General features: G+C 64.2%; 14 protein-coding genes. 11 read left to right on the plus strand and 3 right to left on the minus strand.

Features of this window, described 5'->3' with window-relative positions; translation table 11 throughout:
- Positions 1 to 479, plus strand: a 479-nt coding sequence (locus tag VK533_RS02400; protein WP_324374667.1) for a nucleoside monophosphate kinase, incomplete at its 5' end; no start/stop codon positions are given.
- Positions 480 to 551: 72 nt separating this feature from the next.
- Here VK533_RS02400 and VK533_RS02405 read toward each other — a convergent pair.
- Positions 552 to 1163, minus strand: a complete 612-nt coding sequence (locus tag VK533_RS02405) for a PEPxxWA-CTERM sorting domain-containing protein (RefSeq protein ID WP_324374669.1) — start codon at positions 1161 to 1163, stop codon at positions 552 to 554.
- Positions 1164 to 1470: 307 nt separating this feature from the next.
- Between VK533_RS02405 and rpsM the strand changes: the two genes are divergently transcribed.
- The 4 genes from rpsM (at position 1471) to rplQ (ending at position 3979) form a co-directional block, all read left to right on the plus strand.
- A complete protein-coding gene (gene rpsM / locus VK533_RS02410) occupies positions 1471 to 1839 on the plus strand; it encodes a 30S ribosomal protein S13 (protein WP_324374671.1) in 369 nt (122 codons plus the stop codon).
- Positions 1840 to 1898: 59 nt separating this feature from the next.
- Positions 1899 to 2288, plus strand: a complete 390-nt coding sequence (gene rpsK / locus VK533_RS02415) for a 30S ribosomal protein S11 (protein ID WP_171743335.1) — start codon at positions 1899 to 1901, stop codon at positions 2286 to 2288.
- 92 nt (positions 2289 to 2380) lie between these two features.
- Positions 2381 to 3448 (plus strand): DNA-directed RNA polymerase subunit alpha, encoded by a 1068-nt coding sequence (locus VK533_RS02420; protein ID WP_324374677.1) that lies wholly within the window; start codon positions 2381 to 2383, stop codon positions 3446 to 3448.
- A 114-nt stretch (positions 3449 to 3562) separates the two neighbouring features.
- Positions 3563 to 3979, plus strand: coding sequence for a 50S ribosomal protein L17 (rplQ, locus tag VK533_RS02425; protein ID WP_324374679.1), 417 nt, complete (start codon positions 3563 to 3565; stop codon positions 3977 to 3979).
- Positions 3980 to 4037: 58 nt separating this feature from the next.
- Here the strand turns inward: rplQ and VK533_RS02430 are convergent, their stop codons facing one another.
- A complete protein-coding gene (locus VK533_RS02430) occupies positions 4038 to 5090 on the minus strand; it encodes a methyl-accepting chemotaxis protein (protein ID WP_324374680.1) in 1053 nt (350 codons plus the stop codon).
- A gap of 125 nt (positions 5091 to 5215) precedes the next feature.
- Between VK533_RS02430 and guaA the strand changes: the two genes are divergently transcribed.
- Together guaA and VK533_RS02440 are read left to right on the plus strand one after the other, a co-directional pair.
- Positions 5216 to 6775, plus strand: a complete 1560-nt coding sequence (gene guaA / locus VK533_RS02435; protein ID WP_324374682.1) for a glutamine-hydrolyzing GMP synthase — start codon at positions 5216 to 5218, stop codon at positions 6773 to 6775.
- Positions 6772 to 7122: an arsenate reductase gene (locus VK533_RS02440; protein ID WP_324374684.1), complete on the plus strand. Its 351-nt coding sequence runs from the start codon at positions 6772 to 6774 to the stop codon at positions 7120 to 7122. Before guaA ends, VK533_RS02440 begins: the two co-directional genes overlap by 4 nt.
- 6 nt (positions 7123 to 7128) lie before the next feature.
- On the opposite strand, the gene VK533_RS02445 is transcribed toward VK533_RS02440, so the two are convergent.
- Complete coding sequence (locus tag VK533_RS02445) at positions 7129 to 7878, minus strand: Crp/Fnr family transcriptional regulator (protein ID WP_324374686.1); 750 nt, start codon at positions 7876 to 7878, stop codon at positions 7129 to 7131.
- Positions 7879 to 8122: 244 nt separating this feature from the next.
- On the opposite strand from VK533_RS02445, the gene VK533_RS02450 reads away from it, so the two are divergent.
- The 4 genes from VK533_RS02450 to VK533_RS02465 all read left to right on the plus strand — a co-directional run.
- A complete protein-coding gene (locus tag VK533_RS02450) occupies positions 8123 to 8371 on the plus strand; it encodes a DUF6894 family protein (protein ID WP_324374687.1) in 249 nt (82 codons plus the stop codon).
- Between the two features lie 94 nt (positions 8372 to 8465).
- Complete coding sequence (locus VK533_RS02455) at positions 8466 to 9167, plus strand: tetratricopeptide repeat protein (RefSeq protein WP_324374689.1); 702 nt, start codon at positions 8466 to 8468, stop codon at positions 9165 to 9167.
- 2 nt (positions 9168 to 9169) lie between these two features.
- Positions 9170 to 10513: a PQQ-binding-like beta-propeller repeat protein gene (locus tag VK533_RS02460; protein WP_324374691.1), complete on the plus strand. Its 1344-nt coding sequence runs from the start codon at positions 9170 to 9172 to the stop codon at positions 10511 to 10513.
- Between the two features lie 49 nt (positions 10514 to 10562).
- The coding region (locus tag VK533_RS02465) for a GTPase (protein WP_324374693.1) at positions 10563 to 10915 on the plus strand (353 nt) is incomplete at its 3' end.

The raw sequence follows: 10915 nt of genomic DNA on the forward strand, positions 1-10915 counted from the left end.
TGACGACTTTGATCTCCGATCAGCTCGACAAGCACGCGCATGCGCCGGGCTTCATCTTCGACGGCTATCCACGGACCCAGGCGCAGGCGGAATCGCTCGATGCCCTGCTGACGGAGCGCGGCCTGAAGCTCGACCATGTGATCGAACTGACGGTTGATGAGCAGGCTTTGATCGAGCGCATCTCCGGCCGCTTCACCTGCGCGCGCTGCAACGAAGGCTATCACGACAAATTCAAGCTGCCCAAGGTCGCGGGCGTGTGCGACGTCTGCCACTCGACCGAGTTCAAGCGCCGGCCCGACGACAATGCTGAAACCGTGCGTGCGCGGCTGCAAATCTATCGCGCCGATACTGCGCCGATCCTGCCTTATTATGAGGCCAAGGGTATCGTGTCGCGGGTCGACGGCATGGCCGATATCGGCACCGTCTCCAAAGCGATCGAGGCGATTCTGGCCAAGGATAGCGCGCCGGCCGCTGGCTGAACGGCGCGCGATTGCCGAAACGAAAAAGGCCGGGGTCGCCCCCGGCCTTTTCTTTTGCCGATGCCGCGCGTCTCAGGCGAAGCGAAGCTTGCGAGACCGAGCGCGCATCGCGCCGCCGACCATGCCGAAGCCACCGAGCATCATCGCCCAGGATGCCGGCTCGGGCACGGCCGAGAGCAAGACATGGTCGAGCACCGCGGTGCTCGGAACGCTGTTGTCGCCATGATTGGCGACGCCCAGCTCGAGCGTGTAGTCGCCCGCGGTCGCCGCGGTGAAGCTGAAGCCGGTCCAGCCGCTGCTGCCATAATCGCCGACGCTGCCGACGCTCCAGTCGAGCAGGTGCGAACCGTTGATCGCGAGATAGCCGCTGTCGTTGAACGGCTGATAATCGTTGGCCTTGAAGCCGGCGAAACCGGTCAGGGTCTGGCCCGCCTGCAGGCTGAAGGTCTGCGACAGCGTGCTGAACACGTCCATGCCAAGGCCGGCGTCGACATAAGCGAAATAGTCGCCATGCTGCGCGGTGTAGCCGCCATAATTGTCGGTGACGCTGCTGTACGGGGTGTTGGCGCTCCAGTCGGACAGATCGCCCGTCTCGAAATCGCCATTGCCCGCGAGCGCGGGAGCCGCCGTTAGGGCGCTGATCATCATCGGCGCCAGAAACTTGAACGCACTGAGCTTACGCATACATATACTCCCCCACGCACAGCCAACGTACCCAACGTCGACACACCACCCCACATAGTGGTGAACGGACCTATAACCTCTTTCGCAGGAAACGGAAGGCGGGAAGGTGGTTAAGTCGCGCGGACCGGGTGCGACACGCCGTTTCGGCGCTGCTTGACACTCCGCGCGACTCTCCTTACCTAGCATTCATCCCATGAACCCGGTTTCCGGCGGCGCTCTTGCGCGCGCCGCGTTTTCGCTGTTTGGGGATTGAAGCGTCGAGATGGGGTGGTCGCCAACCGCCCTGTGGAGCAGGAGAAGAAGACACATGGCACGTATTGCGGGCGTAAATATCCCGACCAACAAGCGCGTCGAAATCGCGCTGACCTATATCCACGGCATCGGCCCGGCCAAGGCCAAGGAAATCACCGCCAAGCTTGGTATCGAGCCGGCACGCCGCGTTCAGGATCTGTCGGACCAGGAAGTCCTCCAGATTCGCGAGACGATCGACGCCGGTTACCAGGTCGAAGGCGATCTTCGTCGTCAGGTGGCGATGAACATCAAGCGGCTGATGGATCTGGCTTGCTACCGTGGCCTGCGCCACCGCAAGGGTCTGCCGGTTCGCGGCCAGCGCACGCATACCAATGCGCGCACCCGCAAGGGCAAGGCCAAGCCGATCGCCGGCAAGAAGAAGTAATCGATCGGTTTCGAGCCGGCTCGCCGGCTCCCGGTCCTTGCAAGATAGGGATATAGAGAATGGCACGCGAACCTCAGCGCATTAAGCGGCGCGAGCGCAAGAACATCACCGCCGGCGTCGCGCATGTGAACGCCAGCTTCAACAACACCATGATCACGATCACGGATGCGCAGGGCAATGCGATTTCCTGGTCGTCGGCCGGCATGATGGGCTTCAAGGGGTCGCGCAAGTCGACGCCTTACGCCGCCCAGGTTGCCGCCGAAGACGCGGGCAAGAAGGCCGCCGAGCACGGCGTCCGCACGCTCGAGGTCGAGGTCAAGGGTCCGGGTTCGGGCCGTGAGAGCGCGCTGCGCGCGCTCCAGGCGGTGGGCTTCCACATCACGTCGATCCGCGACGTGACGTCGATCCCGCACAATGGCGTGCGTCCGTCCAAGCGGCGCCGCGTCTAACAATTGCTTTCCCGGGGCTCCGTCCAGCCCCGTTGTATTTTGAATTTCGGCCGCAGCGGACGCGCCGCGGCCCCAGCCCCGAGGGGACCATGATGGCGATCAATGCCAAGAACTGGCAGGAACTGAAGAAGCCCGTCGCGCTCGACAAAAAGGGCGGCAGTGGCGACAAGCGGAAGGCGACTTTCATCGCCGAGCCGCTCGAGCGGGGCTTCGGCCTGACGCTCGGCAACGCGCTGCGGCGCGTGCTCCTGTCCTCGCTGCAGGGTGCAGCGGTGACCTCGATCAAGATCGAGAACGTGCTGCACGAATTCTCGTCGCTTGCCGGCGTGCGTGAAGACGTGACCGACATGGTCCTCAACGTGAAGCAGATCGCTTTGCGCATGCAGGGCGAGGGCTCCAAGCGCCTTCAGCTATCCGCGACCGGCCCGGCCGAGGTGACCGCGGGCGATATCGCCACCACCGGCGATATCGAAGTGCTCAACCCCGAGCTGGTGATCTGCCATCTCGACGAAGGCGCGACGCTCAACATGGAGCTGACCGCCCAGTCGGGTAAGGGCTATGTCCCGGCCGCCGCCAACCGTCCAGCCGATGCGCCGATCGGCCTGATTCCGATCGACGCGCTCTACTCGCCCGTCCGCCAGGTGGCGTACAAGGTCGAGAATACCCGCGTCGGCCAGGAGCTCGATTACGACAAGCTCACGCTGACGATCGAGACCGACGGCACGATCACGCCGGAAGACGCGGTCGCTTATTCGGCCCGCATTCTGCAGGACCAGCTCCAGCTGTTCGTCCACTTCGACGAGGGCATGGTCGCGACCGCGCCGTCGGCGTCGGGTTCGGCGATGGCCCCGATCGGCGGCACGAGCGAGCCGGAAGCCAATTCGAACCAGCTCAACCGCTTCCTTCTCAAGAAGGTCGACGAGCTCGAACTGTCGGTCCGTTCGGCCAACTGCCTCAAGAACGACAACATCATCTACATCGGCGATCTGGTTCAGAAGACCGAAGCCGAGATGCTGCGCACGCCGAATTTCGGCCGCAAGTCGCTCAACGAGATCAAGGAAGTCCTCGCTTCGATGGGGCTGCGCCTGGGTATGGAAATCCCCGGCTGGCCGCCTGAGAATATCGAGGAAATGGCCAAGAAGCTCGAACAGGAATTCTGATGCGGCGGGGTGCTTCGGCACCCCACCAATTCGAAGGGCTAAGGGCGGTGGCCCCAATCACCGCCAGGCTGGGGCTACCTGAAACGGGCCCCTGACGAACTGAAGGAATATAATATGCGTCATCGTGTAGGCGGCCGTAAGCTGCAGCGCACCTCGTCCCACCGGACGGCCCTGTTCCGCAACATGTCGGCAGCGCTCATCAAGCATGAGCAGATCATGACCACGCTCGCCAAGGCGAAGGAGCTTCGCCCCTATGTCGAGAAGCTGGTCACGCTCGCCAAGAAGGGCGGTCTTTCGAACCGCCGTCTGGCCCATTCCCGCCTGATGGACGACGCGCAGCTGGTGAAGCTGTTCGACGTGATCGCGGCGCGTTACGCGGATCGCAACGGCGGCTATTGCCGCGTGATCAAGGCCGGTACCCGCGCGTCGGACGCGGCCTCGATGGCGGTGATCGAGTTCGTCGATCGCGACGTCTCGGCCAAGGGCCAGGATTCGGGCCCGGTTTACACCGAGGAAGCCGAAGCCGCCTGATCGGGCGTTTCAGCAAAGAAATAGGAAAGGGCCTCGGCGAAAGCCGGGGCCTTTTTATTTAGGCCACCCGCCGATTGCCGCCGACCGCGCGCAGGATTTCTTCCTCGCTCGGCATCGGCTGTTCGATCACGCAACGCAGCCCGAGCGAATCGAAGCCGTGGACCTGGCGCGCGGTGGCAAACACCGCGACCGAATCGGTGCGCGTCTCGATCCCCTGGTGATCGCCCGGTGGCACCGCCACCTGGATCCCGAACTGGCCGCCCCATGACGATCCGACCAATTGCCCCTGCGGATCGACGATGCTGATCTTGAGTTCCGTATCCGCGCCCGGGCTGTGCCATTCCGGCGCGTGCAGCACGTCCGCCATCAGCGCTTCCCAGTCGAATTCCAGATAGAGCACGCCGTCCGGCCGGCGGCCGTGACCGGGATTGATCGCCTTCACGAAGATCATCACCGCATGATTATTCGACCAGGGATTGAGCCACACCTCGTCGGTGAACCACTCATCCTCGTCGGTGCTCGCCATCGCCTTGTTGAATTGCGGTGCGGTGCTGAAATCGTTGACGATCACGCTTGCGCGCGGATCGTCGGAAATCAGCATGCGGCCTTCGGCGGAAACGATGAAGGCATTGAGATATTGGCCGGAAACGCGCCGCAGTACGCGCAGCCGCTCACCCGCCGCGGCCAGCGATTCCCGCGTCGGGTCGCGTACCGCGTCCATGATATCGGCGTCGGTCGCGAGCAGGCAGAGGTGCGATCCGCGTGTCGCCAGCGTGCGCGCGATCTGCTGGATGATCGATTGGGCGAGATCGACCAGGCGCGCGCCCTCGATCTCGGCGAGCATCTCGTCGGCGAAGCGCGCGCCCAAAGCGAGCCGGTCGAGTACCCCGGCGCGGAAATCCGCCGCCGAATTGCGCGCCTGGCTGGCGAGTGCCTTCACCTCCTGCGCGACGATCGAAAAGCCGCGCCCGGCCTCGCCCGAGCGGGCGGCCTCGATCGTGGCGTTGAGCGCGAGCAAGTTGGTGCGCGTCGCGATCCGCTCATTGTCGGCCGCGTAATGCTTCACGTCGTCGCTTAGCATCGACAGCAATGTTCTGATCCGACGCGGCATTCAGCAGCTCCCAAGTACGGTGTTGCATCGCGGAAAATGGTTAATGTTCTCTCACCATGTTTGCGCTGGAACAAGTTTCCTGCTCGTGGCTGGACAAGTTTTCGCGCCATCTTTATCCGCCGCCCATGAGCGTTACCCCCACCGACTGCATCCTGATCGTCGACTTCGGCAGCCAGGTCACCCAGCTGATCGCCAGACGCGTGCGCGAGGCCGGGGTCTATAGCGAGATCGCCCCCTTCAACGCCGCCGAGGCCGCGTTCGAACGGCTTCAGCCCAAGGGCATCATCTTTTCGGGTGGCCCGTCCTCGGTGATGTGGGAGGATAGCCCGCGCGCGCCGCAGCATTTCTTCGACCGCGGACTGCCGATTCTCGCCATCTGCTACGGCCAGCAGACGATGGCGCATCAATTGGGCGGCCGGGTCGCCGCATCCGACAATCGCGAATTCGGCCGCGCTTTCATCGACGTGGTCGGCGAATCGGCTTTGTTCGACGGCCTGTGGAAGGTTGGCGAAAGCCATCAGGTGTGGATGAGCCACGGCGACCGCGTCGAGGCGTTGCCCGAAGGCTTCAAGGTCGTCGCCCAGTCCGAAGGCGCGCCTTATGCGATCGCCACCGACGAGGCGCGGCATTTCTATTCGATGATGTTCCATCCGGAAGTGGTGCACACGCCCGACGGCGGCAAATTGATCGCCAATTTCGCGCGCCATGTCTGCGGGCTGGCGGGCGACTGGACGATGGCCGAATTCCGCGCCGCCAAGATCGCCGAGATCCGCGAACAGGTCGGCGACAAGAAGGTGATTTGCGGCCTGTCGGGCGGCGTCGACAGCGCGGTCGCGGCGGTGCTGATCCACGAGGCGATCGGCGACCAGCTGACCTGCGTGTTCGTCGATCATGGCCTGATGCGGCTGGGCGAGGCCGAACAGGTCGTCAGCCTGTTCCGCGAACATTACGGCATCCCGCTTGTCCATGTCGACGCCGAGCAGGCATTCCTGAGCGGTCTTGCCGGGCTCACCGATCCCGAAGCCAAGCGCAAATTCATCGGCAAGACCTTCATCGAGATATTCGATGCCGAGGCCCACAAGATCGGTGGCGCCGATTTCCTCGCCCAGGGCACGCTCTATCCCGACGTGATCGAAAGTGTGAGCTTCACCGGCGGTCCGTCGGTGACGATCAAGAGCCACCACAATGTCGGCGGCCTGCCCGAGCGGATGAAGATGCAGCTGGTCGAGCCGCTGCGCGAATTGTTCAAGGACGAAGTCCGCGTGCTGGGGCGCGAGCTCGGCCTGCCCGAAGCTTTCGTCGGCCGCCATCCCTTCCCCGGCCCGGGCCTTGCCATCCGCATCCCGGGCGAGGTCACCAAGGAGCGCTGCGATATCCTGCGCAAGGCCGACTTCGTCTATCTCGACGAGATCCGCCGTGCCGGCCTCTACGACGCGATCTGGCAGGCGTTCGCGGTTTTGCTCCCGGTCCGCACCGTCGGCGTGATGGGCGATCACCGCACCTATGACAGCGTCTGTGCCTTGCGCGCGGTCACTTCGACCGACGGCATGACCGCCGACATCTATCCGTTCGACGCCGCCTTCCTGTCGCGCGTCGCGACCCGCATCATCAACGAGGTGCAGGGCATCAATCGCGTGGTCTACGATTATACGTCGAAGCCGCCGGGAACGATCGAGTGGGAATGACCGTCACGATCTACGGCATCAAGAATTGCGACACGATGAAGAAGGCGTTCGCCTGGCTCGACGCGCATGGCATCGCCTATGATTTTCACGACTATAAGAAAGCGGGCGTAACCGACGCGCAGCTTGGCCGCTGGAGCGATGCCGCGGGTTGGGAGAAAGTGCTCAACCGCGCCGGAACCACATTTCGCAAGCTGCCCGACGCCGACCAACAGAACCTGACCCGAGACAAGGCCATCGCCCTGATGATCGCCAATCCCTCGATGATCAAAAGGCCGATCCTGGAGGTTGGCGATACGCTCGAAATCGGCTTCAAGCCGGAGCGATACGCCGCATTGTTCGCCGGATAGGCTCCGCTATGCGGCTTCGCCGGTATGCTGCATCTCAAGATGCAGATAACGCGAGTTGAAGTCGCCCACTTCACGCAGGCGCTGCCAGTCGGGGAAGCTGATGTTGCGGCGATTGCGCGTGATCAGCCCCTCGCTCTCGAGCGACTTGAGCACGCGATTGACATGGACGGAGGTCAGCCCGGTCGCGTCCGCCAATTGCTCCTGCGTCATCGGCAGTTCGTAGCCATGGTCGGCCGCCAACCCGAGCGCCTCCAGCCGTACAGCGAATTCGCACAGCAGATGCGCCAGCCGGCTGCGCGCGTCGCGCCGGCCGATATTCAGCACCCATTCGCGGAAGGTCGCCGCCTCGATTAGGGTCGACACCATCACCGCGCGGCCGACCATCGGGCGTTCGCCTACAAGATCCTGCAGCGCGTTTCGCGGCACTTCCGCTACTTCGCCGCGGGTCAGCATCTGCGCGCTGTGATCGGAGACGTCGAGAAACAGGTTCTGGAAATCGATCGCTTCGCCCGGGACCTGCAAGGCGATGATCTGACGCGCGCCGTCGCCCGTGCTCTTCTGGCGGAAGGCCAGTCCCGAGATGATCACCGCGCAGCGCTGCGGCGGATCGCCCTCGCGCACGATATAGGTCGCCGGTTCCAGCGTCCGAAGCTTGTAGGGAAGGTTGAGGATCGCCTGCCGGTCTTCTTCGCTGAGGCGGCTGTGCGCTTCCAGATTCCGGACCAGCAGTCGTAGCGGATTTTCGTCCGTTTTCACCGTAGAGCTCCCGCATGCGTGGGCGGGAGCTCAAGTATCTCTCAGTCGCCATAACCCGACTAACTGTGGGGCGATGGATCAACCATAACATGAGAGAAGCAAACTTACCCGAACAAATGTTTGGTTTTCGAAGAATAATATGGATTTATAAAAGGATGACATCTATTGTCGCGCAATCGCCGAGAACGCTTTGGGCTTCGGCGGCCGAGAGACCGTTTGCGCTCCCGCCCCAAAGGGAGCCTGCATGCCGCTCTACTTCTTTCATCTGCGGGAGGGCGGCGATGTGCTGCTCGACGGAGATGGTCGCGAATTCGACACGATAGATGCAGTGGCCAAGGCCGCTTTGGTGGAAGCGCGCGCGATCATTGCGGATGAAGCGCGCGACGGCCGCATCGTGCTCGACAAATATATCGACGTCGAAAATGACTATGGCGGCATCGTTCACCGCCTGTCCTTCGCGGACGCGATCGAAATCGTGCCGCCGAACGGCTGATCGCTATTCGTCGCGCACAGCTTTCGTTCAGGCAGACTCGGCGCTAGAGAGGCGGGCCATGTCCGCAACACCCGCGGATTCCAGGAGAGACTGCTTGGCGCTGACGCCTACCGACAACGAAGCGTTTCTACGCGAAGTCGACGAAAACCTCCGCCGCGATCAGATGACGAGCCTTGCCCGCAAATGGGGTAAGGCCGGCGCCGTCCTGGTCGGTGCGCTGCTGCTCGCGCTGGGCGGGTTCCTGTGGTGGCAAAATCACCGGGCCCAACAAGCGGGGCTGGAGGGCGAGGCGCTCAGCCAGGTTCTGCAGGGCGTCGACGTCGGCAATGTCCAGCCGACCGATCCGCGTCTCGCCGCGCTCGCCAGTTCGTCGCGCGACGGCTATCGCGCGATGGCGCGGCTGACCCAGGCGGGCATCATCGCCAAGACCGATCCCGCCGCGGCCGCGGCCTCCTATCAGGCGATCGCCAACGATAATGGCCTGCCGCAGGCGACGCGCGATCTCGCGCTGGTCCGCGCCGTCACGCTCCAGTTCGATTCGCTCGCGCCCGCCGACGTGGTGTCGCGGCTCAAGCCGCTCACGGTCGCCAACAGTCCCTGGTTCGGCAGCGCGGGCGAGCTCACCGCGATGGCCTATCTCAAGATGGGCCGCAAAGACCAGGCCGCTCCGCTCTTCGCCGCGATCGCACGCGATACCGACGCGCCGGTTGGCCTGCGCGACCGTGCCGCCGGCATGGCGACCGCCCTCGGCCAGACCGTGACCGTCATCACGCCCGCCGGCGCTCTCAAGGAATGATCATGACCCTGCGTTCGCGCGCCCCGCGTCTGGCTGTCGCGCTGGCTCTCGTCGCCGCGCTCGGCGGCTGTGGCCTTTTCAAGCATCATGTCGATCGCGGACCGAAGACTGCCGTGCTCGGCAACCGCGTGTCGGTGCTCAACACCGGCAGCGACGCGGTCGCGGATCCGAGCCTGGCCGACGTGCCGGTGGTCGTGCCCGATCCGGTCGTCAACGACAGCTGGACCCAGCCGGGCGGCAACGCCACCAAGTCGATGGGCGATCCGGCGCTTCCGCTGAACCTGCATCCCGGCTGGTCGGCGACGATCCGCGGCGGTGACATCACCCAGCGGATCGGATCGCCCCCGGTGGTCGCCGACGGCAAATTGTTCGTGGTCGATGCCGATGCGGTCGTGCACGCCTTCAACGCCAATACCGGCGCGCGCCTGTGGCAGGCCGCACTCGACACCACCAAGCGCGACCAGGTCGTTTTGTTCGGCGGCGGCGTCAGCGTCGATAGCGGCAAGGTCTATGCGACCACCGGCCGCGGCGACACCGCCGCGCTGGATGCCGCGACCGGCAAGGTGCTGTGGAAGGTCCGTCCCGCCGGCCCGTTGCGGGGCGCGCCTGCGGTCGGCGGCGGCAACATCTATGTGCTGACCCAGGACAATCAGATCTACGCGCTCAAGCCGGAAACCGGCGAGACTGTCTGGACCGTGTCGGCCACGCTCGAAACGTCGGGCGTGTTCGGCGTCGCCGCGCCGGCGATCGCGCAGGGCACGGTCGTCGCCGGCTTCTCGTCGGGCGAGTTGTCGGCGCTTCGCTTCGAGAATGGCCGCATCGTGTGGCAGGACCAATTGTCGCGCACCTCGATCTCGACCTCGGTGTCGGTGATCTCGGACATCGACGCCTCGCCCGTGATCGATCAGGGCAAGGTCTACGCGATCGGCCAGGGCGGCCGCATGGTGGCGATGGATCTCGTCACCGGCCAGCGCCTGTGGGAATTGGTGGTCGGCGGCATCAATACGCCGTGGCTCGCCGGCGAATGGCTGTTCGTCGTCACCGACGAGGCCAAGTTGATCTGCATCGCGCGCACCACCGGCAAGATCCGCTGGATCTCGCAGCTGCCGCGCTACCGCGATCCCAAGAAGAAGGACAAGCCGATCAGCTGGTACGGGCCGACGCTCGCCGGCGGGCGGCTGCTGGTGGTCAGCGACGGCGGCGTGCTCGCCAATGTCGCGGTCGCGGACGGCAAGATCGGCAACCTGGTCAAGAAAGCGGGCAAGGGTTTCTACCTGCCGCCGATCGTCGCCAACAACGTCCTCTATCTGCTGGATGGCAAGGGCAAGATCTCGACCTGGCGCTAAGCCGGGTACGCGACTCGTAAAAGGGAGGCATGGGCTCTAAGAGGCGCCCATGCCTTTACCCACCGTTGCCATTATCGGCCGACCCAATGTCGGCAAGTCGACTTTGTTCAACCGCCTGGTCGGCAAGAAGCTCGCTCTGGTCGACGACCGGCCCGGCGTGACGCGCGATCGCCGCGAGGGCGAGGCGAGCTTGCTCGGACTCGATTTCCGCATCATCGACACCGCCGGCTTCGAGACCGAGGACCCTCAGACCCTGCCCGGGCGCATGCGGATACAGACCGAGGCGGCGGTGGCGGAGGCCGATGCGGCCTTGTTCCTGTTCGATTCGCGCGCCGGCGTGGTGCCGATGGACCGCGAAGTCGCGCAATGGCTGCGCAACAGCGACACGCCGATCATCCTGAT

Source organism: Sphingomonas sp. (genome assembly GCF_035317925.1).
GTDB lineage: Bacteria > Pseudomonadota > Alphaproteobacteria > Sphingomonadales > Sphingomonadaceae > Sphingomonas_I.